Origin of the sequence: Vibrio porteresiae DSM 19223, assembly GCF_024347055.1 — a bacterium.
Classification (GTDB): Bacteria; Pseudomonadota; Gammaproteobacteria; order Enterobacterales; family Vibrionaceae; genus Vibrio; species Vibrio porteresiae.
This window is the reverse complement of the sequence record NZ_AP024896.1, coordinates 1,850,160-1,875,234: the sequence shown is the minus strand read 5'-3', so window position 1 is coordinate 1,875,234 and position 25,075 is coordinate 1,850,160. Positions and strand designations below refer to the sequence as shown.

Below are 25,075 nucleotides of genomic sequence, written 5' to 3'. Positions count from 1 at the left end.
CGAATTCCGTAAGTAGGTCGTTGTAGAGAATTGTACAGCATATCTATAAATATACAAGAAAAAGGTGAACAATCACTTTTAGATGAAAATCACATTAAATAGACAGAATAATAGGTATTAAATGAACAAGCACAAAATATGTCCACTTTATTCACTTCAAAAATTGAAGCGCATTACCCTACTTTGTAAAAAGATTTTAAGTGTGACAATGTCACTTATTTACAATGTAAACTGATTAAACATTCCAATAATGACAGATATAACCGCTCAGCCAGAATTTTCTCGGAACGATTAATTATCCTGTCTAAATTACGGTAGCTGTGATTTCGACGGTAACATTGAGAGAAAAAGGCTTTTCTTACCGTTAAGTTCAACAACGATTGAATTGTCGTATCAATGTTAACAAACACGACTGTAAGATAAGTCAGCATATGGAAAGATGATCAAGGAGCTAATGGTGATCATTCTTCCGGGTCATTAATCGCGATCAGGAACGATGATCAAGGAAAAATATCGCTCAAAATTCACCTCATATCTCTTTTGAACAAACGATCTTTTTCCGGATCGATGATCAAGTGAAATATTAGTCCGGAAGCATGGGAATTATCACCTGAATTACGGCGTATGTCCGATGAAATCTAGCTTTGACGATAACAGAACGTTTAACTACCTCAATTCGACCGACAGAGAACATCATGACATAACATAGAAATCACCTTGATCATGCTTTCTATTCATCCCCCGAGAGGCCACAGGGTCAACGGTTTCCACTACCCGTGTTAATCAGACTGATAAATGGGATAAAAAGAAAGCAAGTGTGCGATTTTGTTCTTACACTTGATCATGCTTTCGGATACTCAAAGATAAATTTGCATCACTTTATGCAAGCGAAAGAAGATTAAAACGATCCATGAGAGAACTTAAACGCCGATCTTGTGGATAACTTGTGCGGTAATGATGATCATGTTTTGGGGGTTCTTTTGATCATCTATTCGTAATCATCATGATCATCGATCAAGAAGTTATTGATCATGCTTTCAAATACATAATGATCATCGTTGCGGGAATAGCATGATCATGCTTTTGAAGGTAGTTATTTTTATTTATTAACTATCAATAAGTTATGCGAAAATCTTCTTCCAGATCATAAGATCACTCTAATCATTATTAATCAGAATAATCAAAAAGATCAGTTATTTAAAAGCAGCAAATTTTTCTTTATTTATGATCCGATTTTCTTTATTCTCTTGGAATCATGGCAATATTACGGCTAGTGTGATACGGATCTAAACATGACCTCTGAAGAAAAATTATTGATCAAGGCTCCAAGAAACCATAAAGATGGTCATCTTTTTGAAGTTTCTGAGACAGCTGTTGATTGGATCGAACAATACCAGCATTTCAAAGGTGTCACCAAAAGCATCATCGAATTACTTAATTTAATCTCCCTTCAGGGTTTTCGCAGTAAAGATGGATTAGTGTCGACCACTGAGCTCATTGAAGCCACTGATGGCAAATTAACACGAGCAGCAATCCAACAACGCCTACGTGCAGCCGTTGCAGTGGGTTTATTTAAACAGATCCCAGTTCGCTTCGAAGAAGGGCTGGCGGGTAAAACCATGCTGCATCGCTTTGTTAATCCCAACCAATTGATCTCGGTTTTAGGGGCAACAAGTCTTGTGACTGAGTCAGTGAAGCAAAGTGAAAAACGCAAACGATCCAAAGCACTAGCACAAACACAAGTAAACCAACGTTTGCTTCATGAACATGGATTAAATACTCCACCAGCCATGAAGGATGAAGCCGAACAGTTCGTTGTTTCGCCAACAAACTGGGCAGGGATCATTGATCAAGCCTTAGCGCCGCCAAGAACACGTAAAAGTTACCAAAAATCAATGGTATCAATTTCAGGTACTCGTGCAGTGATCGAAACACGATCATCGAAGAATATTATGACTGTCGATGATCTGATGACTTTGTTTGCTTTGTTCACTCTGACAGTGCAATACCACGATTATCATCAAGAAGATTACCATCTTAATGCGCGCCAGATGCCCAATAAGACTCCGTTATATATCACGGATATCTTGCAATTACGTGGCAAAAAAGACAGCGGTCCTGCGCGTGATTCGATTCGTGACAGTATTGATCGTATTGAATTCACAGACTTTCAATTGCATGAATTAACTGGCCGTTGGTTAAGTGAAAACATGCCTGAAGGTTTTAAGAGCGATCGTTTTCGCTTCTTAGCTCGTACGATCACTGCATCTGAAGAAGCGCCTACCGAAAACAGTGATGGTGAGATCCGGATCAAACCCAATTTGTACATTCTTGTGTGGGAGCCATCATTCTTTGAAGAGCTCTTAACCCGAGATTATTTTTTCCTCTTTCCACCTGAAATCTTGCGTCAGCATACCTTGGTGTTCCAGCTCTATTCGTATTTTCGAAGCCGTATGTCGCGTCGCCACACCGATGTCATGCTGCTCAGTGAATTGAATCAGAAACTGGCGCGTAACATCGAATGGCGACGTTTTTCGATGGATCTGATCCGTGAGCTGAAACGATTGTCAGAAGGGAAGGGCGATGATCAAGAGTTTTTGGTAAACCTCTGGGGTTATCACTTAACGATCACCGCTTTGATGGAAAATGACAAAGTTCATGATTATCAAGTCGACATTAAATGCGATGTTGAAGAGGTATTGCGCTTCTCTCGTGCGAGAACGACTAACGCTGGTAAGCGCAATATGGCTCCGACCTTGCCTAACCCTTTGCGTCATGAAATGGTCTCGCGTCAGAAGCTTGAAGAGCTATCAGAAGTGATTGATGGTGAATTTGAACCGATTCAGCGTAAAGCATCATCACCAAGGGGCAATTTGGGACGTCGCGTTAAACTGCGTAAGCATCTGGTTGAGATCAATGCGGATGAAATTACGATTACCTTGTCGAAATATACCTCCTCAGAGGCTCTAGAACGCAGTATAGCGGCTTTAGCTGCAATGACCGGGCATTCACCTGCATCAATTCGTTCAGAGTGTCAGGAGCTCGTAGATAAGCTTGATTACTTGAGGGTCGGAAATGATGTTGTCCCTTATGAAACCTTAAGTAAATTAATTGAACTGTATAACAGTCAATCGAATCACCGTCATCTTTCGATCGAGAGGTTGATATCCGGTTTGGCTGTGCGTCGTAAAGTATGTAAGCAGGTTTATGAGGGCCACCTTGATGAATCGGTATACCGTACTTTAGATGAGTTGATGACAGAAGTATGAGTCTTTGATAGACAAACATTAGACAGAAGCCTGACGCCACTCTGACATTATCAAACGGTTTGGCAGATACTATTTACCACGAATAGACAACCTTTTGTCCTATCTGATGAATTAATAGATTGGCTCATATTGTTACATTCATTCTGAATAGTTTGCGAGTTCTCCCCAAGAACTCGCTTTTTTTTGCCTGCTGTTTACCCTTGATCATTCTTTCGTGCATTTTCCCCATACGACTAGACCACACTCGACTCTCTTGATCATTGTTCCGGATCTGTTTTTGTCTGAGTATTTTTAGGAGAGGATCTGTACGGCCGATTGCTTTCCATGATCATGCTTTCGTAACGATGATCATAACGACGTTATAGGTTGTAAAATTAATGAAGGCTGAGAAGTTGGTGTAATAATAAAGGGGTATGAAAATTAAGCGGTTTTTTACAGAAGCGAATTTTTTAAATGTACAGCGCTCTGATGAGCTAATCAAAGTGAATGTATACATCCAAACCACTATATGTTCGAACCCACGAGTAAATCACATTCCTCAATAAAAACTCTTAACAACGAGTATGCCGTTTGCTAAAGAATACCTGTCCCAAGCATGGTTTTGTTCGGAGGTGTTTATGTCAATTAATTCTCTTGACCATGATGATATGGCGAATGTGTCGAGTAAGTGGGACTTCACGGATGAAGTGGATACTCAGCAACGCCGACCTGGTAAAGATTTGAAATCTGCTGAAGCTCGTCGCCGCATAGAAATGCTGCGTGAGATTCGAGAAAGTGGGTTAACCATTGAAGAAGCGAAAGAACTTGGTTTACTTCATTAACACAAATCAGTTATTTCTCTGAAGGGTGGCGTATGCCACCCTTCGCATTTTTCGTCCTTTCTTGATTTATCCTAAGTAAACTCACATTTTGACTCTTAATTTTTGTCGTTCCTATGATATATTGCGCAGCAACGTTTTTGACTGAGAGTAGATTCATGTCTTACAACCTTGCCCTGTTAGACGCCAAAGAGAAAAATAAGGTAGAGCTTGATAAACAAGCGTCCTACATCGTTTGGAAGTTAAAGCAGGCAAAAGCGGGACCTGAAGAAATAGCTCGTAAGCTAAAAACCATTCGCTCTGAAGAAGAGAAAGAGTGGTTTGAGCGATCCGTTGAAAAATACAAACGAGTGATGGGCGTAGCATAGCGCTTGTGTCTTTGCAGTGGAAAATTGAAAAGATCGTTCCTTCTGCTAAAATCCTCCGCAATAAATAGAACCAGAGAGAAAATCCCGATGGGAAGAAGTTTTGAAGTGCGCAAGGCCTCAATGGCAAAAACTCAAGGCGCAAAAATTAAAGTTTATTCCAAATACGGTAAAGAAATTTACGTTTGTGCAAAAAATGGCGGCGCAGATCCTGACGCAAACTTGTCTCTTCGAGCTCTGATCACTAAAGCTAAGAAAGACCAAGTACCAGGCCATGTTATTGATAAAGCATTGGATAAAGCTCGTGGCGGTTCAGGTGAAGATTATCAACCTGCACGTTACGAAGGTTTCGGTCCTGGCGGTGCAAGTGTTATCGTTGACTGTCTAACTGACAACGGCAACCGTACTTTCCAAGACGTACGCCAATGTTTCGTTAAAACTGGTGCAAAAATCGGTAGCCCTGGCACTGTTTCTCACATGTTTGAACACCAAGCGGTATTCCAGTTCAAAGGTGAAGATGACGAAGCTGTATTTGAAACCTTGTTGATGGCAGACGTTGACGTTACTGACGTTGAGCTTGAAGATGGCGTAATCACTGTATTCGCTCCTCACACTGAGTTCTTCAAAGCGAAAACTGCACTGAACGAAGCGTTCCCAGAGTTGGAACTTGATGTGGAAGAGATCACTTTCGTACCACAAACCAACACTGAAGTATCTGGTGAAGATGCTGAGAAGTTCCAGAAGTTCCTTGATCTTCTAGACGACTGTGACGACGTTCAACAGGTTTACCATAACGCTGAAATCGTAGCTTAATTGCTAAATATTTCAGTGTCATACGCCGAGCATTAGCTCGGCGTATTTGTTTTCTAAGCCCAAGTAACTTCAACAAGCCCAATGACGTTGAGAGGGAATGACCATTCCTGCCGTCATTGAGCTTGACCTGTGCCCGTTGATGAAGCTCTGAAGTCTGCATCTTGAGGTCATTTGGGTATAATAACTATCTGCCCAGCCAATGCGCCAACTGTCTTATTTTGGGCAAAATGGTGAGATTTAAAAACAGAGCGAGTGGCCACGCCACACAAAAGCCTGTTTGCCAGTTTTCTTTCCATTGCGGCCAATCAAAGCCAATTCGGTAGCCCGATAGCACACCAGACATAATGGTTCCCATAACCAAAGATGAGAGAATGGCGGATAGCCAGAATTGTTTTTGGTTCACTCAGTCACACTCTTTACTAAAGACACTTGCAGGGAGACACCATATCTCTATTCAATAATGAAAAACATTAGCAAGAAATGAAATATGAATTCCATATATGGAAATATTGATGATCTCTACCTGTTTTTCTGCGTCGTTGAAGAGGGGTCATTGCAAAAGGCATCAGCAAAATTGCATTTGCCGATATCCACTATGTCACGAAGACTTTCCCTGCTGGAACAGCGACTGGGTTTTCGACTGCTTGAAAAGCGTGGTAGAGAGCTGGTGGCCACAGAAAGTGGGGACATTACCTTTTCTTCGTTACAAAGCGTTATGGAGCATCTGGAGTATGCTTTTGATGATATTCAAACACAGACTCAGCTTGTATCTGGCACCATAAGATTGGCTCTGCCTAATAACTTCTATCGTACTTTTGTGGCTGAGGTTGTGGAGCAATTCATCGAAACCTATCCCTTAGTGAATATTGAATTGATGCTCAGTCAGGATTTGTCATCACCAGCCAGTGATCGAGACCTAGCGATGACCTTTGATTTGTCTGGAATGGAGGGAATGGTAGCTCGCCCCCTATTTTCCTCTTTGCATCAGTTTTATACCAGCCAAGCTTATCTGGATCGCTATGGTCCGATTGAAACGGTAAAGCAGCTTGCTGATGCCGATTGGATTCTCACTGATCGCCATTCTGATATTACGGTATATCAAGGTGAGCATGTGGTTGAGGTCATAAAGGTGAAACCGAAGTTAGTCATTAATGACATCAATGCAGTGACACGAGCGGTTGAGAAAGGTATGGGGGTTGCTTCTCTACCGGTACGAAAATTGGCTAAACATTTAGAACTGCTGCCCATCATGGAGCAGTTTCATCGAGGTACTCGCCAATCTTATTTAGTTTATCGAGCGCGCAAATACCAACCTAAGGCCTTAAGTTTATTTATTGATGCTTTGATCAGTGCGGCTAGGACCATTGAGGATGAAACTCCAATTATTGACGGAGAAACATCAAACAGCTCATCCTGAGTAGTGCAATATCTAATTGATATAAAGAGCTTATGTATTATCAATGCATACTATTTACACTGTAAACGTATGCATGGTGGTCTCTTACTCTTTGAAGCACGTTGAACTATTGCATTTTGCTTTGCCTGTTAAGAGCTTCGAAAAGCGATAACGATGTCGAGCAAAATAGAGATAAAGAATATCAAAACCCTTGCGCCAAATTTTCCAACGAGTCACTCCATATAACCACCCTTTTCCCACTGCTGACCACGCGCAGTGTAGACCGTCTAAACCGTATAACATCATGCCATTTTCATTAACAACATGTATGATTTTACGTGCTTCAACTATATTGATTTCATTATAAGTTGTGTGTTCTAACTGATTGATATCAATAGTTGTTATGAGGTTGTGAATATCGTGACGTTTTAAACTGTCCATTTCTTGTACACAGAGAGGGCAGTTCCCATCAAAAAAGATCTTTATTTGTGACATCTTCTGCTGAATAAAAAATTGGTTTTAGTCCACAAAAATAGAATTGTTTTTGATCTAAATCAACGGTCAAAGCCTATAATTACAGGCGATTGAGGGTTAAGCCCTTAACATCGTTATGGAAATGTTTACTTATTGTTTCCAATTATGAAAGGTAAGATTGCATTTTAATCTGCTGTGATTGCTGGTTTTTGTAAGCATAATGCGCCGGATGTAACATTTTGTTTTCGATTGTGACATTTGTGTTTTTGTATGTTGGTTAGGGTGTTGGACGTAAGTCGAAGTTTCTGACTATCGTGCTCACAAATGTTGCCTACGGAAACGTTGCTACAAGCTCAACACATTATAAAAACCATATGTAAATCCACCGCAGAATCCTAAAGTGCTCACTTTTGTTCTTGGAGTCTGCAAATAATACAGTCGAGAAAGTCAATGGAAGCCTCAAGATATAAAAGCATCATATCGAAGGCAGGGATACTTATGTTAGCCCTCGCTCTATCGGGATGTAAATTTGTGCTGCTTGACCCGAAAGGCGATATTGGCGTTCAGGAGAAAGAGCTTATTCTTACAGCTCTGGTTCTGATGCTAATTGTTGTCATTCCCGTGATCCTTATGACGATTTATTTCGCTTATAAGTATCGTGCAAGCAATACGAACCACGAAGAGTATGCGCCAGAATGGTCTCACTCCAGCAAAATTGAAGTTGTTGTGTGGACTATTCCAATCATCATTATCGCAATTCTTGCGACAATTACATGGCGTTCTACCCACCACCTAGAACCTTCCAAACCTATTGCCCAAGATGGTCAACATACGATGACCATTGAAGTGGTTGCAATGGATTGGAAATGGCTCTTCATCTATCCCGAAGAGAAGATCGCAACAGTTAACTACGTTGCATTCCCTAAAGATGTTCCTGTGAAATTCAAACTCACTGCAGACAACATCATGAACTCATTCTTTATTCCAAGTTTGGGAAGTCAGATCTACGCGATGCCTGCAATGGTGACACGCCTTCATTTGATTGCGAATGAAGCGGGTGACTTCAAAGGTATGGGTGCAAGTTACAGTGGCGAAGGTTTCTCTCATATGAAATTTACCGCAACTGCACTTCCTGATGAAGCGAGTTTCAAGCAATGGGTTACTCAAGTCAAAGCATCAAACCAAGCTCTTAAAGAGTTCTCTGATTACCAAGCTTTGGCTAAACCGAGCATCAATGATCCGGTGTCTTACTATTCATCTGTTCCTGATGGGCTATTCAACCAAGTTGTAATGCAGCATCCGGGCGGTTCTATGAACGAGATGGAAGCAGAAAAAATGGAACATATGTCAAGCCAGATGAAAGAAGCTGGAGCGCCAATGACAATGGACCAAGAAACAAGTCATGAACATATGACTGAACACAAAGGGTAATTGAGATGTTTGGAAGATTAACTCTAGAATCAGTTCCATACCACGAGCCAATTATCATGGTTACGTTAACTGCCATCGCTATTATTGGTTTAGCTGTGGTAGCTTGGGTAACTCGCCTAGGTAAATGGCAGTACCTATGGAATGAATGGTTTACTTCAGTAGACCACAAAAAACTGGGCTTCATGTACATTGCAGTGGCAATGGTCATGTTGATTCGTGGTTTCTCTGACGCCGTAATGATGCGTAGCCAACAGGCTCTGTCAGCTGCGGGCGAAGCAGGGTACTTACCACCTCACCACTACGACCAAATCTTTACTGCGCATGGCGTAATCATGATCTTCTTCGTAGCGATGCCTCTGGTTATCGGTTTGATGAACATCGTGGTGCCACTGCAGATTGGTGCTCGTGACGTTGCGTTCCCATATTTGAACAACTTGAGTTTCTGGTTGTTCGTTGTGGGCGTTATCTTAACCAATATGTCTTTGGGTCTTGGTGAGTTTGGCCGTACTGGTTGGTTGGCTTATCCACCACTGTCTGGCATTCAGGCCAGTCCGGGAGTCGGGGTCGACTACTGGATATGGGCGTTGCAGATATCGGGTGTCGGTACGACATTAACAGGTGTTAACTTCTTCGTTACCATCCTGCGCATGCGTGCTCCAACCATGCCAATGATGAAAATGCCAGTGTTCACATGGGCTTCTCTATGTGCCAACATTCTGATAATCATCTCATTCCCAATTTTGACCGTAACCATCGCGTTACTGACTCTTGATCGTTATCTAGGTTTCCACTTCTTCACCAATGAAATGGGTGGGAACATGATGATGTACATCAACCTAATTTGGGCATGGGGTCACCCTGAAGTATATATTCTGGTTCTGCCTGTCTTTGGTGTGTTCTCAGAAGTCACAGCAACGTTCTCTCGTAAGAAACTGTTTGGTTATACTTCACTTGTATGGGCAACCATTGTAATTACGGTTCTTGCTTTCATCGTATGGCTACACCACTTCTTCACTATGGGTGGCGGTGCAAACGTGAACGCCTTCTTTGGTATCGCGACCATGATCATCTCAATTCCGACTGGGGTTAAGATTTTCAACTGGTTGTTTACCATGTACAAAGGTCGTATTCAGTTCACTACACCTATGATGTGGACAATCGGCTTCCTGATCTCTTTCAGTATCGGCGGTATGACCGGCGTATTGATGGCGGTTCCTGGAGCTGACTTCGTACTGCACAACAGTGTGTTCCTTATCGCTCACTTCCATAACGTGATTATCGGTGGTGTTGTGTTTGGCTGTTTCGCTGCAATCACTTACTGGTTCCCTAAAGCAACTGGCTTTACTCTCAATGAAACTTGGGGTCGTCGTGCTTTCTGGTTCTGGCTGATTGGTTTCATCCTAGCCTTCCTACCACTATACGCACTTGGCTTTATGGGTATGACTCGTCGTCTAAGTCAAGACATCAACCCAGAATACTTCCCATTCCTAGCGGTTGCTGCGTTTGGTACAGCGCTAGTTGCGGTTGGTGTTCTATGCCAGTTCGTACAGATCTACGTGAGTGTTCGCGATCGTGAGCAAAACATGGATGTCACTGGTGACCCATGGGATGGTCGTACTCTTGAATGGGCAACATCGTCACCACCACCTTTCTACAACTTCGCGATTATTCCTAAAGCGGACGAGATTGATGCTTTCTGGTATCAAAAAGAACGTGGTGAGCACGATTTGAACAAAGAAGTTGAGTACGAACGTATTCACATGCCTAAGAACACTGCGACAGGTATTTACGTATCTTTCTGGGCTCTTGTATTTGGTTTTGCAATGATTTGGTACATCTGGTGGCTTGCTGCTGTTGGATTTATCGGCTTCGTAGCAACCTCTATTTGGCATAGCTTCAACGATGACGTTGATTACTATGTGGAAGTAGAAGAAATCAAAGCCATTGAGCAAGCGCATCGCGATCGCGTTGCAAAAGCACAAGCGGCTAAGCAAGACTCAGAAGACAAAGATGCGGAGGTGAATTATGCACGCTAATGCTGCGCATGCTCACGAACATCACCATGATACAGGTGGAAACAAGCTATTTGGTTTCTGGATCTACCTAATGAGCGACTGTATTTTGTTTGCAAGCTTGTTTGCAACATTTGCAGTCCTAAGAGACGCCACTGCTGGTGGCGTGTCTGGCAAAGACATTTTTGAACTGCCATTCGTATTCGTTGAAACCATGCTGCTGCTACTGAGTAGTATCACGTTTGGTTTCGGCGTTATCGCGATGAAACGCAAACAGATCGGTGCGCTAAAACTGTGGATGGTGATTACTTTCATCTTCGGTGCTGGCTTCATCGGTATGGAAATTTACGAATTCCATCATCTGATTGCTGAAGGTTACGGTCCTGATCACAGTGCGTTCCTATCTGCGTTCTTTACGCTAGTGGGTACTCACGGTCTGCACGTAACATTCGGTCTGATTTGGTTGGCAGTTTGTTTGATTCAATTGAACAAAAAAGGACTTACCGAAACAATGGAGACACGCTTTGGCTGTCTAAGCTTGTTCTGGCACTTCCTTGATATCGTTTGGATCTGTGTATTCACATTTGTTTATCTAGTAGGGGTGATGTAATGAGTAGTCAACACGCCGAATCCAGTGTGAAAGGTTATGTGATTGGTTTTATCGCATCACTGCTATTGACCATCGTTCCTTTCTATTACGCGGGTACTCAAAGCCTGTCTCATGCGGCAACCTACGCGATTCTGTTTGGCTGTGCAATTATCCAAGTAATTGTGCACTTCATTTACTTCCTACATATGGAAATAAAGACAGAAGAAGGTCGCTGGAACTTCGTTTCTCTGATGTTCTCTGCGATTGTTGTGTTGATCGTTATTGGTGGTTCTATCTGGATTATGTGGAACCTCAATATCAATATGGCAATGTAGGCGGGCACCATGCTTAAAGGTTACCTTTCTATCACCAAACCAGGGATTATTGTTGGTAATCTGATTTCTGTAGCAGCGGGATTCTTTCTCGCTGCTCAATCAGAAGCTGCCAATGGTATGTTGCTGTTGAACACTCTGCTTGGGGTAGCAATGGTGATTGCCTCTGGTTGTGTTGTTAACAACATATTTGATCGTGATATCGACCTGAAAATGGAGCGTACTTGCAATCGAATGTTAGCCAAAGGAGAAGTTAACCCAGATCATGCGTTTATCTTCTCTCTTGTGCTGCTTATCGCTGGTACGGCTTTGATTTACCGTGAAGCAAATCCACTCTCTGCTGTGGTTGTGCTGTTGGGATACGTGTTTTACGTGTTCTTTTACACTATGTGGTACAAGCGTACCTCCGTGTACGGCACACTTGTTGGCAGTGTTTCTGGGGCTGTTCCACCGCTAGTTGGTTATCTTGCGGTCACAAATTACATCAATATTGAAGGTGTGTTGCTGTTTGCTCTGTTCTGCATTTGGCAAATGCCACACTCTTATGCGATTGCGATGTTTCGTATGCAAGATTACCGTAACGCTAACATTCCCGTATTACCCGTAGTGGCAGGGATTGAGAAAGCTCGTAAGCACATGATGGCTTACGTTGTTGCCTTCAATCTGGTTGCTTTAGCACTTTTCCTTGTTGGGGAAGCTGGATACGAGTATTTGGTTGTTGCTAGCGCGGTTTGCTTTATGTGGACTCGTGTGACATTCAAACCAGTCACTCAGGAAAATTACGTGGCTTGGTCTAAATCGGTATTCAAAGTCTCTTTGCTTGTTGTGATGGGAATCAGTTCTGTCTTAGGGCTGGAGCTGATGACTGCGGCGATTTAAATCTTCGAGTTTTCAATACAGTAAGGGCACTCTTCGGAGTGCCCTTTGTTTTTCAGTTTCAGTGGGCTAGCGGAAGATGTTATACTACGCGCCGTTTTCTCCAACAGAGCTGAATCAAATGAGCTTAAATACTGAAATTCAACAATTGAACAACCGCCTCGACACTCGTCGCCATAAACTAGATACAGCACGTTTACGTGGCGACCAAGAGCTCATTTCTCGCTTCACTGACGAAATTGATCAGCTCACCAAAAAGCTTGCCCAATTGAAACACAAGCAAGAATTCGAAGTGAATAAAACACGTCGCACTTTGAATCAAATGGAGTTTGCTCGTGAGCTAACGAAAGCTGAGCAGGCAGACCTCGGTAAACTTAAAAAATCAGTAAAAGGTCTCGTGGTCGTACACCCAATGACCAAAGAAGGTAAAGCGCTTAAGCTAGAAGTGATGACTGGTTTCGCACCACGTCCTTTCTAACGCCTTTCACACCATAAAGTGTCAACGGTAGCGATTCCAATGCTGCCGTTAGGCATACCCCATCATTTCTACCAGTTTTTCAGCCGTTGTAATGGCTTGGCGCCGATTAGCAATATTCAGCTTCTGATAAAGGTTGCGAATATGAGTTTTAACCGTCGTGCCAGCAACATCCATCTCTTGTGCAATTTGCTCATTACTCAATCCTGAGTAGATAAGCCCCAATACTTGCCATTCTCGCTGCGTCAGTGGGCTTGTGCGGATTAACTCTGGCGTATCAGTGCGATTCATCAATTGATGTATAAAATCCTCGTCAAAGTGGATAGAGCGCTTATTTCGCACATTCAACATACTCTTGAGTAACTGGCTGCCTCTATGTCGAGCAATATCGCTTAACTTGGAGCTGTGTAACACTTGTTCTAGTGCGGGAGCGAGTTCTTCGCTATCAAGTAGATAATTGCCCACCATGCCATTTTGTACCGTGAGAGTCAGCGCTTGCACTAGCGCTCTATTGGCTAATGCTTTTTTCTTTTGCCGTTGAGCTAGGCCAGCCTGAACTACCCAATTACGGTTTAGATCAGTGGTAAGCTGGTACTGCTTCGCTTCTTGTTGAATGAAGTCCAACGATTCTTGAGCTTGATTGTACTGACCGAGAGCCATTTGGGCTCTGGTGATGTTGCGCCATTGCAACTGCGTAAAATGGTTATAACCGTGTTCCGGGCGATAAGTGTTATCCAACCACTGCTGAATGGACTGAAGGTCATCACTGTGTTGCCAAAACAGCAACTGAACCAAGGAGGCGTGAGCCGTCCAATCAACATGGTAAGTGGAGGTTTGTAGGCGTTGTTGAACTTCATCTATAAAGCGACCTGCTTTATCCATCTCACCGCGTGTTAAGGCAATTAAAGCCAGTAATGAATAGCAATGTAAGTGCTTACTATTCATTTCATCCCCAAGCACATCAAGACCTTTGTAGGCACATTCTTGCGCTTCATCAAGACGGTTCCAGCACCAGAGTAGTTGACCTCGAATACGCAATAAAAACTCGTGCAAAGGTAACTGTTGCAACTGATGTTCTTGAATGAAGAGTAGGGCGGTATCTTGAATATCGTAGGCGGCTTGTGAGTATCCTTGAGCGAGCAAAATTTCACTTTGTTGCGCCATTGCCCAGAGCGCCTGCGGGTAGACTTGATATTGGCGTGCGAGCTTTTCTGTTTGCTGCATCATTGATAAACCGCGACTCAAATCGCCCAGTACGTGATTCACTTCCCCCACCACCGAGGTTGCGACAATGCGGCTTTGGTAAATCGTGCCATCAAGAACGCTCAATGCCTGCTCGGCGAGAGAAAGAGCCAGCTCAGGCTGGTTTTGGTTAATCGCAATTTGCGCCTTTAAGGCATTGAATTCGGCCTGTTCACGCTCTGTCGGTTGAACACCTAATCGCTGCATATGGTGATCGGCTTGCTCCAATAAGCTGGCGACTTCATCGTAACGATGCTGACTTTGAGCCAGCCAAGCTTGCATTAAACAGAGTGTCGGTTCGCGATAGAGAGTATCTTCATCAAGGGCGTTAATGCCGTGTTCAAGCGCTTCCAATGCGCCTTGGTTGAACATCCCCCAGCCGTAATGTTTCAAAATATCTGTTTGGAGCACAACATCTTGAGCAATGCTAGCGTGGTGTAAGGCGAGGTTTGGGTTATGTTCGTCGAGCCATGCTTGAGTTGCTTGTGAATGCAATAGAGATTCTTGATCGGCCATCTTTGCTTTGCGTTGATGGCAAAGAAATTCAGCGAAAAGGTGATGAAAGCGAAACCACTCTTCTCGGCCTTGATGATGAGTAGGTATGGCGTTCATTGGCCAGATAAAGAGTCCTGAGCGTACGAGCAATTCAATTTTGCCAAGGGCATCTGGACAGCCGGTAATGGTCGATGCCATGTTGGCGGTGAAATACTCCATAACCGAGCTGCGCATCAAAAAGATCTGGGTGGGGGGATCGAGACGTGCAAACACCTCTTCCATCAAATAGTCCCATAAATGGGAGTGATCTATGGGTAAGGATCGGATTGCCCCCTCTTCTCGAGAGGCATGTGTCGATCCTAATTCTTTGGTGCCTAATGCATTAAAAAGATCGATGCTGGCTATCTGTTTGGTTTGTAAGGCGACCAATTGCAGAGCCGATGGCCAGCCTTCGATGTAGTCACACAATCGCTGCGCTTGTTTTAAGGTGAGCGTTTGTCCTACACGTTGCTGCATGAAACGCAGCGTTTCATCGACATCGAAAGCCAATTGCTGGTGGTCAATTTCGATCATCTGATCTCTTACCCGCAAGTTTGCTGTACCGAGTGGCGGCAACACACGGGAAGTGATCACTATGGTGAGATGGTTCGATAAATGCTTTAAGAAAAAGCGCATCGCTTCGTGAAGTTCATCATTGTGGATCTGATGATAGTCATCTAACACCAAATAAGCGTGTTGTTGGAAAGAGTCCAATTCGCTTAGCAACGTCGCAAATAGGGCAGTGAGAGATGCATATTGATGCCGCTCCACCAGCATTTGTGCATTGGAACAACTGTTATCGGTTGCCTTATTTAAGGCTCTGACTAAGTAGTTAACGAATCGGTAACTATCATTGTCACTCTCATCAATACTGAACCAACCTACCTGTTTTTGCTGGCTCAGCCAGTCCAACACCATAGTGGTTTTGCCATAACCTGCAGGAGAGCGTAATAGCACCAACTTTGATTGAGCCGCTTGTGTTAATAACGACAGAATGCGTGGCCGTTTTATGGTGTTATTTTGATGCTCCGGTTGACTCAGTTTAGAAGGGATCCACATGATTTTTCACCATCATGACGCTTGATCACTAATAAGGATCAAACGTCGCTATCCATAGAGATCGCAAATACTTGCGTGAAGACGATCATTGCCATCGATCATGTGTATTGCATGTCGAATGGCTTGTCGATCATCGTTATGCCGATCAACATCTTGTAATCGCTAACTACGCCCTATTTATGTGATGTAACTCACTTTTAATCACTGAGTGAAGCGCTTAATCGATTAGTACTTGTACAGGAATAGCTGAAAATCGAACAAAAAATAACTTATTTTTGTGATGTAGTATGCATTTCGTACAGATAAAACGCCCTCCAACTGCCTATGCAACGAAAAGCAGAGCTAATGTTATCAAATACACATTGGTGATTTAGGGTGGGTAAGTATGCTCACCCGTTTTGTCGCCACAGTAAAACAGGTACGGCATTTCTACGCCTTCTGATCTCCTCCTCGTTGTATGACAGGGAGGAGGAGGTGTCTTAATTGAAAGAGATGCACGATATGTCTCAGATGGATAAAACCGAAAAGTGAGATTTCTCGATGAAACCGACTCAAAAGTACCCCTTTGATAAAGCGCTATTTCAAAACAACGTTAAACGCCACCTCAACGCAACTTACGCAACAACGGTGGAACATGCGTCAACGCACGCTTGGTATTTGGCGATGGCACGAGCTTTGGCCGAATTAACCATGTTTAATTTGCTGGAGACTGAGCAAGATCAACGCATCGTCAAAGCAAAAAGCCTCAATTATTTATCATTGGAGTTTTTGATTGGTCGCCTTACTGGTAATAACCTAATCAGTTTAGGTTTGTACGAACCGGTTGCCGAAGCCATGGAGGGTCTTGGACAGAACTTAACGGATTTGTTGGAAGAAGAACGCGATCCTTCCTTAGGTAATGGTGGTTTGGGTCGATTAGCGGCATGTTACATGGACTCTTGCGCTGCTTTGGAATATCCAACAGTCGGGTACGGTTTGCACTATGAATATGGGCTATTTAAACAGTCGTTTGAAAATGGTCAGCAAAAAGAAGCCCCCGATGCTTGGCAGGGGATTGAAGGGTATCCTTGGGAAGTCGCTCGTCCAGAATTTAAACAAGATATCGGTTTTTACGGACATGTTGAAGTCAACTATGTTGACGGTGAAGAAAAGCGCCATTGGGTACCTGGCATGTTGATTCAGGCAATGCCATGGGATTTACCTATCGTGGGGTATGAAAATGACACCGTCTATCCATTGCGTCTGTGGGAAGCGCGAGCCATTGCGCCATTCTCATTGGAAAGCTTTAACAACGGCAACTATTTTGAAGCGCAACATGCTCTTATCGATGCAGATAACATTACTAAGGTGTTGTATCCAAATGATAACCATGAAAAGGGTAAAACACTGCGTTTGATGCAACAGTATTTCCATAGTGCCGCTTCGATCCGAGATATTTTACGCCGTCATACCAACGCTGGTTTCTCTCTTGAAGAGTTACCAGAACACGAAACCGTGCAATTAAACGATACTCACCCAACCATCGCGATCCCTGAATTGATGCGTATTTTCATCGATGAAAAAGGGCTCTCTTGGGATAAAGCGTGGAGCATTTGTAGCCGTACATTTGCTTACACCAACCACACGCTATTGCCGGAAGCGTTGGAAACATGGGATGAAGGTCTGATTCAACGTTTGTTGCCGCGCCATATGGAAATCATCTATGAAATTAACCGCCGTTTCTTACTTGAAGTGAGCGCTAAATGGCCGGGTGATGTATCAAAGCAACAAAAACTTTCCGTCATTCAGGAAGGCTTCCATCGCATGGTGCGCATGGCAAACCTATGTGTGGTGGGATCTTACGCGGTCAATGGGGTGGCTGCTTTGCACTCTGAATTGGTCAAACGCCAACTATTCCCTGAATTCCATGAGCTCTATCCCACTCGTTTGAAGAACGTGACCAACGGGATCACGCCACGTCGTTGGCTCAAATATTGTAACCCTGGCTTGTCAGATCTGATCTCTGAAAAGATTGGTGACCAATGGCCATCGGATCTTGCTCAATTGCAACGAATTGCTAATTACGCTGACGACACTGCGTTCCAAAAACGCTTTATGGCCGTGAAGAAGGAAAACAAAGAGCGTTTGGCAAAATGGGTGCAAGAGAACATGAATATCACCCTCGATACCAATGCCATTTTCGATGTTCAGATTAAACGTCTACACGAATATAAGCGTCAGCATCTGAATATGTTGCATATTTTGTCGCTATATCATCGCCTTAAAACCGATCCTACTTTCGATATGCAGCCTCGAGTGGTGTTCTTTGCTGCAAAGGCAGCGCCAGGCTATTACCTAGCAAAAGAGATCATCTTTGCTATCAACAAGATTGCCGAAAAAATCAATTCCGATGCCAGCATCAATGGCAAATTGAAAGTGGTATTCGTGCCTGATTACCGCGTTAGCATGGCGGAAATCATTATTCCTGCAGCGGATGTTTCCGAACAGATTTCTACCGCAGGGAAAGAAGCGTCAGGTACCGGCAACATGAAGTTAGCGCTCAATGGGGCATTAACCATCGGTACGATGGATGGGGCGAACGTCGAAATTCGCGAAGAAGTCGGTGACGATAATATCTACATCTTTGGTTTAGATATCGATGGAGTGCATGAGCTTCGTTCACATGGCTACAACCCATATGATTTTTATCAAGCGGATCCACTGCTCAAGGCTTCGTTAGATTTGCTACTTGGTGAGGAATTCACCCCTGGCGAACCGGGAAAACTACGCGCAACTTACGACAGTTTGCTCAACGGTGGTGACCCGTATTTAGTGCTAGCTGACTTTGCTTCGTATGTGGATGCTCAGCAGCGTATCGATACCGATTATCGCGATACCGCAGGGTGGGCGAAAAAAGCGATTATGAATACGGCGCAGATGGGTAAATTCAGTTCGGATCGTAGTATTCGTGATTATGTGAATCAAATCTGGAAGCTAACCCCAGTAAAACGCTAGTTCCATTGCAAAAGATAAGTTGTGCCAATGATGACGGACGATTGCTACCAAGTTACCAAGTTACCAAGTTACCAGTAGCAATAAATGGAGCGTAAGGATGCGCTTCGAGGTGATAAATGATTGACTTAAATGTACTAAAACAAGCCGCTGAGCAGGTGCATATCGCCGATAGTTACATCAGTGCATGGGGAATACACACGGATGTTCAGCCTGACGTGATTGAGCGACTGCTCGCCAGTTTAGGTTACGATACCAGCAGCGATGAAGCGCTGCTGGCTTCCGTTGAAAAGCATCATAAACCAGAGGTGCTTGAACCTGTTTATGTGCTGCATGATGATGAACCTATCGATATCGGGTTGCATCTTGCGGTTGGTGTTCGAGAGTCTGATTTTCAGTGGTATTTGCTCTCAGAACAGGGCGAGACTTATTCCGGAGAAGTGTCGCAAACCTTGTTGCGAGACGAGCGGGAAACCAGCGAGACGCTCTATTTGCGTTTACCGGTCTCGCTTCCTTTGGGTTATCACCAATTAACCTTGACGCGTAAAAGACGCAAAGCCCCCTACAGTGCCACCCTCATCGTGGCTCCCCGTGCGTGTTATAAGCAGCCAGCTCTGCTACAAGGCAAGAAAATGTGGGGGCCAAGTGTCCAGCTCTATACTCTGAAAACTCAGCATAACTGGGGGATGGGCGATTTTGGTGATTTAAAACAGCTGGTGGCCGATATTGCTTCACGAGGTGGGGATTTTGTAGGGTTAAACCCAATACATTCGCTGTTCCCAGCAAACCCAGAAGCCGCAAGCCCTTACAGTCCATCGTCTCGCCGTTGGCTAAATATTCTTTATATTGATGTCAGCTCGGTGCCTGAATTTTCACTCAGTGCTCAAGCGCAACAATTTGTTGGTAGCCCCGAGTTTCAATCTCGATTGCAAAAGGCCAGAGAAACCCATTGGGTCAATTACACTGAAGTAGCGCAATTGAAAATGAGTGTGCTGCCTTTGCTCTATCAAGAATTTCGTCGTCGCCATATTGAAACCAACAGCGATCGAGCAGAGCAGTTTAGAGAATTTGTGAGTGCGGGCGGCAATAGCTTGCGCCAACAAGCAGTGTTTGATGCGTTACATGCGGATTTAAGTGCTAAACAGCAGCACGTTTGGGGCTGGCCTGCCTTTCCTGAAGAGTATCGTCGCTATGAAAATGCCGATGTTCAAGCCTATGCAGAGCAGCATGCCGAGCAAGTTGAGCTTTATCTCTATTTACAATGGGTTGCCGACACGCAAATTAAAGAAGCTCAGCAGCTCGCGATTGAAAAAGGCATGGTGGTTGGTCTCTATCGTGACTTAGCCGTTGGCGTTGCTGATTCTGGTTCAGAAACTTGGTCGGATAATGGCAACGTGGTGCTTGGTGCAAGTGTCGGTGCTCCGCCAGATGTGTTGGGGCCTCTTGGGCAAAATTGGGGCTTACCACCTTTAAATCCGGAGAAATTGCGCGCCACGGGCTACCAGCTTTTCATCCAATTGTTGCGCCGTAATATGCAACATTGTGGTGCACTGCGTATCGACCACGTAATGGGATTATTACGTTTATGGTGGATCCCTCGTGGTGAAAATGCCACAAATGGCGCCTATATGTACTACCCAGTCAAAGAGATGCTGGCAATACTGGCTTTGGAATCTCACCGCCTGCAATGCAGTGTGATTGGCGAAGATTTAGGAACTGTACCTGATGAGATGGCGCAATTATTGCGTGATGCAGGTGTGCATTCTTACAAGGTGTTCTTTTTCGAAACCTCCAAAACGGATGGTGGTTATATCTCTCCAGTTCATTATCCAGAGCAATCGATGGCTACCTTGTGTACTCACGATATGCCAACACTCCGCGGATTCTGGCACTGTGAGGATTTAAAATTGGGTGGCGAGATAGGACTTTATCCCGATAAAGAGCAGCTACAGAAGTTGTTTGATGATCGCCTTAAATGCAAACAGGGCATTTTGGATTCTGTTGCTTGGCATGGTCGCTTACCTGATGGTGTGGGCAAAGATGCGTTTTATGTACCGATGGATTCTTATCTAAGTGAAGCGTTGCAACTGCATGTGGCAGCGGGAGCTTCTGCCTTATTGAGTATCCAATTGGAAGATTGGCTCGAAATGGATCAGCCAGTCAATATTCCCGGAACGGTCAGCGAATACCCTAACTGGCGACGCAAGTTGTCACTCAACTTAGAGCAGATGTTTGCCAAAGAGGAAATAAATCGCATTAGCCAACATTTGACGGAAACTCGCCGAGGTGCGTCAAAGAATTAGAGACTCAAAACGGACGATAGATACAGTAACGTTATCGTGCGCAACACGTTAGATGACTCAATGGAAGAGAGAAGTTGAGTCTAGGTCACTCTTCCTTGCATAAGAGTTCGTTAATATGACTTAGGATGCGTAATCTATCCTACGATTAGGTGTTGAATTGTGGATGATTTTTCTGCGGATAAGGGAAATCTTCAGTCATGGAAGAGAGTAGGACCAATGCCAAATATTCGGTAAGGGTTTTAGATTAGGAGTTGTTCTACATTGAATATAATGAAAAAACCGTCAAAGTTGCAGCTAGCGTATCACGCGTTAGAACAGGCTAGTTTCTCTGATCCGTTTGGCTTTCTTGGCCCCTACGTGGCGGATGAGGCAGTTGCTCTGCGAGTATGGATGCCGGGCGCCGATAGAGTGGAAGTGGTCATCGAAGGTGAACCGCGTATCCCGCTAGAGCCTGAGTGGTTAGGTGGCTTTGTTTTGCGTTCCAATCGCGATTTGCGCTTTACCCATTACCGTTTAGCCATTGATTGGGCAGGTACGGAGCAAATTCTCGACGATCCATATCAATACCATGAACTCTATGATGAATATGAAGATCTGCATACGCCCGTTAAGATGTATCACCATATGGGCGCACAGTTCGTTACTATTCAACGTGATGGTAAAGAGATCAAAGGGACGCGTTTTTTAGTTTATGCACCCAATGCGTCTGCTTGCAGCGTGATTGGTTCGCATAACGAATGGGATGGCCGCAGAACGCCCATGCAGCGTCTCGATTACGGCTTATGGGGCATCTTCATTCCTGAGCTTCCGGAAGGCTCCCAATACAAATTTGAAATTAAAGGCCCCAATGGCGAAGGTCTACCTCATCGCGCCGACCCGTGGGGCTTTTACGCAGAACAATATCCTTCCTTTGCTTCCGTGACTTATGATCACCGTCGTTACCAATGGCGTGATCAAAAATGGCAGCAGCGAGAAGTCACTGAAAAACGCAAGCAACCACTCTCATTTTATGAAGTCCATGTAGGGTCGTGGCGCCGTGGTGATAACAATCGTTTCTTAAATTATCGTGAATTGGCGGATCAACTCGTCCCATACTTGATGGGGATGGGCTATACCCATGTTGAATTGATGCCGATCGCCGAATACCCATTTTATGGTTCTTGGGGCTATCAGCCTGTGGGGCTATTTGCGCCAACCAGTCGTTTTGGTAACCCTGACGATTTCAAATATTTTGTCGATAAATGCCATCAGGCCAACATTGGCGTAGTACTTGATTGGGTGCCAGCTCACTTCCCATCGGATAGCCACGGGTTGGCTAACTTTGATGGTACTCCGCTCTATCACGACCCTGATCCGCGTCGCGGCTGGCATCAAGATTGGAACTCTTACATCTACGACATGGGCAAAGAGCATGTGCGTCGTTTCTTAGTGTCGAACGCTTTGTATTGGTTTGAGCAGTTCCATATCGATGGTATTCGCGTCGATGCGGTGGCTTCGATGCTCTATCTTGATTATTCACGCAGCCACGATCAGTGGATTCCTAACGTGGATGGCGGCCGTGAAAACTACGATGCCATCGCGATGCTCAAATGGATGAACGAAGAAGTGTATCGTCATTTCCCTAACGCAATGACGATTGCAGAAGAATCCACGGCCTATCCGGGAGTTTCTACTCCGACATTTCTTGGCGGCTTAGGGTTTGGTTTTAAATGGAATATGGGCTGGATGCATGATAGTTTGGAATACATGCATGAAGACCCTATCAACCGTAAATATCACCACAATACGATTACCTTCCCACTGATTTACGCGCACAGCGAAAATTATGTGCTGTCTCTTTCTCATGATGAAGTGGTGTATGGCAAGCAATCGTTAATCTACAAAATGCCCGGTGATGAGTGGCAGCAAACCGCGAACTTGCGTGCGTTCTTTGGTTATATGTATGGTCAACCTGGCAAAAAACTGAACTTCATGGGATCTGAGTTTGGTCAAACCAGCGAATGGCAACATGACGACCAGCTGCAATGGTTTTTGCTCGATTTTGCCCGTCATAAAGGCATTCATAAGTTAATGCATGACCTTAACCACATCTATCGCAATGAGCCTGCGCTTTACCAATTAGACAACGAGCCAAGAGGATTTGAATGGCGACTGTCTGATGCGGCTAATGCAAGTGTGCTTGCTCATGAACGCATGGGTGAAAACGGGGAGCGTATTCTTATTGTTACCAACTTTACACCAGTGCCTCACGAACGATTTAGACTGGGCGTTCCTAATGCTGGTGGCTATAAGTTGATATTGAATACTGACGATCGCCGTTACGATGGCAGCGACTTTATGGTACGGAGTCAGTTACAAACTGAAAAAGCAGAGAGTGAAGGTTTACCCGACTCGCTCTTGCTACGTTTACCACCGCTAGCCACTCTGTACTATAAGTATCAGGCTTAATCGCTGATGTTCTAGACTTTACGTTTCAGTCATTAGGTTTCAAACAACGAAAAGCGCGATTTATACTGTAAATCGCGCTTTTTCTGTATCTCAGACAATCTCTTATTTAACTCAGTGACATCATGCTTCATCGCCAAGCAAGGAAAGCTTATGGTAAATGTGATCGGCATGAAAGCGCACCTGTTCGGTATCGCCAGTCAGCTTGAGTGCGACGTTAAAGGCAAAATCAAACACTAAGCCTAATCCTTTACCACTCAGCAAATTACCATCTTCTACGACAGGGGCATCCACATAAACGCCATCCGTGACGTTTTGATACAGGTCTCCGGAACAAACGTAACGACGACCTTTAAGTAAACCATGGCGACCTAACACTTTTGCTGCTGCCGAGCAGATAGGACAAATCCATTTTCCAGCTTCGTCGTGGCGGCGAATAAACTCTATCACATCCGCATTGGCCGTGAGGTTATCGGTGCCTTGCGGTCCGCCTGGAATCACCACGGCATCAAACAGAACATCCATTTTTTCGCTAAGCAGATCATCGATGAGCACATTGATATTGTGGTAGCTGGTGACGGTGTTTTCGGTGTGGCAGGCAATTTTAGTCACCGAGATACTAAGGCGTTCTAATACGTCTAACGCCATAAAAGCTTCTGCTTCCTCAAAGCCAGGGGCAAGCAGTAGGGCAACGCGCGAAGTCATCTATGAACCTCCTATATCCAAATTATCTTAAAGTTTATGGATACACGATTAATGAGTAATACAGGTTATTGAATCACTTTAGTGGCCAAACAGCATTGAAGAACTCGCCAAATCTAAGGTGTGATATGGCGAAAACATTAAGATGAAAGCGGGAAAATGGCCGTTTGAAGCAGGATCACAGAATCGCTTTTCCCTCGTTGAACGATCTTTGCCCAGCAAGCAAGATCTTGCTCGAACATAGGCAGCTTATTGCTTTAATAATGGCTAAGTAATTATAACTATATGATTTGTATGACCTGTTATCTTGGCATCGACCTTGCTCTTTCTTTTACGACAACGCGCTGAGCGCATCACACATGTTTTTAGAAAGGAATTTGCAATGCCAACTCCATGTTATATCTCTATCGAAGGTCAAACTCAGGGTCTTATTACTGCTGGTGCGTGCACAGCAGATTCTATCGGTGACTCATTTGTTGAAGGTCATGAAGACGAAATGCTAGTTCAGCAATTCGACCACATCGTTACCGTACCAACCGATCCTCAATCTGGTCAGCCTTCTGGTCAGCGTGTTCATAAGCCATTTAAATTCACAGTGTCTTTAAACAAAGCTGTTCCACTACTGTACAACGCGCTAGCTTCTGGCGAAAAAATGTCTTCTGTTACGCTGAAATGGTACCGCACTTCAGTTGAAGGTAAACAAGAGAACTTCTTCACTACGACTCTAGAAAACGCGTCAATCGTGGACATTCAATGTGAAATGCCACACTGCCAAGATCCAGCAAAATCTGATTTCACTCAAAATCTTACTGTTTCATTAACTTACCGTAAGATCACTTGGGATCACGTTAATGCTGGTACTTCAGGTTCTGACGACTGGCGTAAGCCTGTCGAAGCGTAATTTACTGCGCGAATCGACCTATCGCCCACTCAAAGAGTGGGCGACATT

The 25,075-nt window shown here is 44.2% G+C and carries 19 protein-coding genes; 15 read left to right on the top strand and 4 right to left on the bottom strand.

Annotation, left to right across the window (positions count from 1 at the left end; genetic code table 11):
- The first annotated feature begins 1,292 nt into the window (after positions 1-1,292).
- The 4 genes from OCV11_RS24960 to OCV11_RS24945 all read left to right on the top strand — a co-directional run bounded on the left by OCV11_RS24960 (position 1,293) and on the right by OCV11_RS24945 (position 5,265).
- Positions 1,293-3,269 (top strand): replication initiator protein RctB domain-containing protein, encoded by a 1,977-nt coding sequence (locus OCV11_RS24960; protein ID WP_261897148.1) that lies wholly within the window; start codon positions 1,293-1,295, stop codon positions 3,267-3,269.
- Positions 3,270-3,886: 617 nt separating this feature from the next.
- On the top strand, positions 3,887-4,090 hold the full coding sequence (locus tag OCV11_RS24955) for a PA3496 family putative envelope integrity protein (protein ID WP_068716121.1): 204 nt from the start codon (positions 3,887-3,889) through the stop codon (positions 4,088-4,090).
- Between the two features lie 155 nt (positions 4,091-4,245).
- Positions 4,246-4,455, top strand: coding sequence for a DUF3283 family protein (locus tag OCV11_RS24950; protein ID WP_261897147.1), 210 nt, complete (start codon positions 4,246-4,248; stop codon positions 4,453-4,455).
- Between the two features lie 87 nt (positions 4,456-4,542).
- Positions 4,543-5,265, top strand: a complete 723-nt coding sequence (locus tag OCV11_RS24945) for a YebC/PmpR family DNA-binding transcriptional regulator (RefSeq protein ID WP_261897146.1) — start codon at positions 4,543-4,545, stop codon at positions 5,263-5,265.
- A 184-nt stretch (positions 5,266-5,449) separates the two neighbouring features.
- Here OCV11_RS24945 and OCV11_RS24940 read toward each other — a convergent pair whose 3' ends face one another.
- On the bottom strand, positions 5,450-5,668 hold the full coding sequence (locus OCV11_RS24940) for a DUF2798 domain-containing protein (protein ID WP_261897145.1): 219 nt from the start codon (positions 5,666-5,668) through the stop codon (positions 5,450-5,452).
- Positions 5,669-5,752: 84 nt separating this feature from the next.
- Here OCV11_RS24940 and OCV11_RS24935 point away from each other — a divergent pair, with 84 nt between their 5' ends.
- Positions 5,753-6,682 (top strand): LysR family transcriptional regulator, encoded by a 930-nt coding sequence (locus tag OCV11_RS24935; RefSeq protein WP_261897144.1) that lies wholly within the window; start codon positions 5,753-5,755, stop codon positions 6,680-6,682.
- Positions 6,683-6,766: 84 nt separating this feature from the next.
- On the opposite strand, the gene OCV11_RS24930 is transcribed toward OCV11_RS24935, so the two are convergent.
- Entirely contained in the window at positions 6,767-7,156 is a 390-nt protein-coding gene (locus OCV11_RS24930) for a thiol-disulfide oxidoreductase DCC family protein (RefSeq protein ID WP_261897143.1), read from the bottom strand.
- Positions 7,157-7,585: 429 nt separating this feature from the next.
- Between OCV11_RS24930 and cyoA the strand changes: the two genes are divergently transcribed.
- From cyoA to OCV11_RS24900, 6 genes are all read left to right on the top strand, one after another.
- Positions 7,586-8,566, top strand: a complete 981-nt coding sequence (cyoA, locus tag OCV11_RS24925) for a ubiquinol oxidase subunit II (RefSeq protein ID WP_261897142.1) — start codon at positions 7,586-7,588, stop codon at positions 8,564-8,566.
- A gap of 5 nt (positions 8,567-8,571) precedes the next feature.
- The gene (cyoB, locus tag OCV11_RS24920) at positions 8,572-10,602 is read left to right on the top strand and encodes a cytochrome o ubiquinol oxidase subunit I (protein WP_261897141.1); all 2,031 of its coding nucleotides are present in this window, start codon (positions 8,572-8,574) and stop codon (positions 10,600-10,602) included.
- On the top strand, positions 10,592-11,188 hold the full coding sequence (cyoC, locus tag OCV11_RS24915) for a cytochrome o ubiquinol oxidase subunit III (protein ID WP_261897140.1): 597 nt from the start codon (positions 10,592-10,594) through the stop codon (positions 11,186-11,188). Before cyoB ends, cyoC begins: the two co-directional genes overlap by 11 nt.
- On the top strand, positions 11,188-11,502 hold the full coding sequence (cyoD, locus tag OCV11_RS24910) for a cytochrome o ubiquinol oxidase subunit IV (protein WP_261897139.1): 315 nt from the start codon (positions 11,188-11,190) through the stop codon (positions 11,500-11,502). The genes cyoC and cyoD overlap by 1 nt, the downstream gene beginning before the upstream one ends.
- Positions 11,503-11,511: 9 nt before the next feature.
- Entirely contained in the window at positions 11,512-12,378 is an 867-nt protein-coding gene (cyoE, locus tag OCV11_RS24905) for a heme o synthase (RefSeq protein ID WP_261897138.1), read from the top strand.
- Between the two features lie 118 nt (positions 12,379-12,496).
- Positions 12,497-12,853, top strand: coding sequence for a YibL family ribosome-associated protein (locus OCV11_RS24900; RefSeq protein WP_261897137.1), 357 nt, complete (start codon positions 12,497-12,499; stop codon positions 12,851-12,853).
- Positions 12,854-12,901: 48 nt separating this feature from the next.
- On the opposite strand, the gene malT is transcribed toward OCV11_RS24900, so the two are convergent.
- Positions 12,902-15,685 (bottom strand): HTH-type transcriptional regulator MalT, encoded by a 2,784-nt coding sequence (gene malT, locus OCV11_RS24895; protein ID WP_261897136.1) that lies wholly within the window; start codon positions 15,683-15,685, stop codon positions 12,902-12,904.
- 540 nt (positions 15,686-16,225) lie between these two features.
- On the opposite strand from malT, the gene OCV11_RS24890 reads away from it, so the two are divergent.
- The 3 genes from OCV11_RS24890 to glgB all read left to right on the top strand — a co-directional run bounded on the left by OCV11_RS24890 (position 16,226) and on the right by glgB (position 23,427).
- Positions 16,226-18,679: a glycogen/starch/alpha-glucan phosphorylase gene (locus OCV11_RS24890; protein ID WP_261897135.1), complete on the top strand. Its 2,454-nt coding sequence runs from the start codon at positions 16,226-16,228 to the stop codon at positions 18,677-18,679.
- Between the two features lie 116 nt (positions 18,680-18,795).
- Entirely contained in the window at positions 18,796-20,979 is a 2,184-nt protein-coding gene (gene malQ / locus OCV11_RS24885; protein WP_261897134.1) for a 4-alpha-glucanotransferase, read from the top strand.
- Between the two features lie 261 nt (positions 20,980-21,240).
- Positions 21,241-23,427 carry a 1,4-alpha-glucan branching protein GlgB gene (gene glgB, locus OCV11_RS24880; protein ID WP_261897133.1) on the top strand — a complete coding sequence of 729 codons (2,187 nt, stop codon included), beginning with the start codon at positions 21,241-21,243 and terminating at the stop codon, positions 23,425-23,427.
- 120 nt (positions 23,428-23,547) lie between these two features.
- Here glgB and OCV11_RS24875 read toward each other — a convergent pair whose 3' ends face one another.
- Positions 23,548-24,129 carry a DJ-1/PfpI family protein gene (locus tag OCV11_RS24875; RefSeq protein ID WP_261897132.1) on the bottom strand — a complete coding sequence of 194 codons (582 nt, stop codon included), beginning with the start codon at positions 24,127-24,129 and terminating at the stop codon, positions 23,548-23,550.
- Positions 24,130-24,508: 379 nt separating this feature from the next.
- Here OCV11_RS24875 and OCV11_RS24870 point away from each other — a divergent pair, with 379 nt between their 5' ends.
- Entirely contained in the window at positions 24,509-25,027 is a 519-nt protein-coding gene (locus OCV11_RS24870; RefSeq protein ID WP_261897131.1) for an Hcp family type VI secretion system effector, read from the top strand.
- Positions 25,028-25,075 lie beyond the last annotated feature (48 nt).

Excerpts from the sequence above, each read along its gene's own strand:
- cyoC (WP_261897140.1), top strand. The coding sequence starts at position 10,592 with ATGCACGCTAATGCTGCGCATGCTCACGAACATCACCATGATACAGGT.
- OCV11_RS24875 (WP_261897132.1), bottom strand. The coding sequence starts at position 24,129 with ATGACTTCGCGCGTTGCCCTACTGCTTGCCCCTGGCTTTGAGGAAGCA.
- OCV11_RS24890 (WP_261897135.1), top strand. The coding sequence starts at position 16,226 with ATGAAACCGACTCAAAAGTACCCCTTTGATAAAGCGCTATTTCAAAAC.
- OCV11_RS24870 (WP_261897131.1), top strand. The coding sequence starts at position 24,509 with ATGCCAACTCCATGTTATATCTCTATCGAAGGTCAAACTCAGGGTCTT.
- malT (WP_261897136.1), bottom strand. The coding sequence starts at position 15,685 with ATGTGGATCCCTTCTAAACTGAGTCAACCGGAGCATCAAAATAACACC.
- cyoA (WP_261897142.1), top strand. The coding sequence starts at position 7,586 with ATGGAAGCCTCAAGATATAAAAGCATCATATCGAAGGCAGGGATACTT.
- cyoE (WP_261897138.1), top strand. The coding sequence starts at position 11,512 with ATGCTTAAAGGTTACCTTTCTATCACCAAACCAGGGATTATTGTTGGT.
- OCV11_RS24960 (WP_261897148.1), top strand. The coding sequence starts at position 1,293 with ATGACCTCTGAAGAAAAATTATTGATCAAGGCTCCAAGAAACCATAAA.
- malQ (WP_261897134.1), top strand. The coding sequence starts at position 18,796 with ATGATTGACTTAAATGTACTAAAACAAGCCGCTGAGCAGGTGCATATC.
- OCV11_RS24950 (WP_261897147.1), top strand. The coding sequence starts at position 4,246 with ATGTCTTACAACCTTGCCCTGTTAGACGCCAAAGAGAAAAATAAGGTA.
- OCV11_RS24930 (WP_261897143.1), bottom strand. The coding sequence starts at position 7,156 with ATGTCACAAATAAAGATCTTTTTTGATGGGAACTGCCCTCTCTGTGTA.
- OCV11_RS24935 (WP_261897144.1), top strand. The coding sequence starts at position 5,753 with ATGAATTCCATATATGGAAATATTGATGATCTCTACCTGTTTTTCTGC.
- OCV11_RS24900 (WP_261897137.1), top strand. The coding sequence starts at position 12,497 with ATGAGCTTAAATACTGAAATTCAACAATTGAACAACCGCCTCGACACT.
- cyoD (WP_261897139.1), top strand. The coding sequence starts at position 11,188 with ATGAGTAGTCAACACGCCGAATCCAGTGTGAAAGGTTATGTGATTGGT.
- cyoB (WP_261897141.1), top strand. The coding sequence starts at position 8,572 with ATGTTTGGAAGATTAACTCTAGAATCAGTTCCATACCACGAGCCAATT.
- OCV11_RS24945 (WP_261897146.1), top strand. The coding sequence starts at position 4,543 with ATGGGAAGAAGTTTTGAAGTGCGCAAGGCCTCAATGGCAAAAACTCAA.
- OCV11_RS24955 (WP_068716121.1), top strand. The coding sequence starts at position 3,887 with ATGTCAATTAATTCTCTTGACCATGATGATATGGCGAATGTGTCGAGT.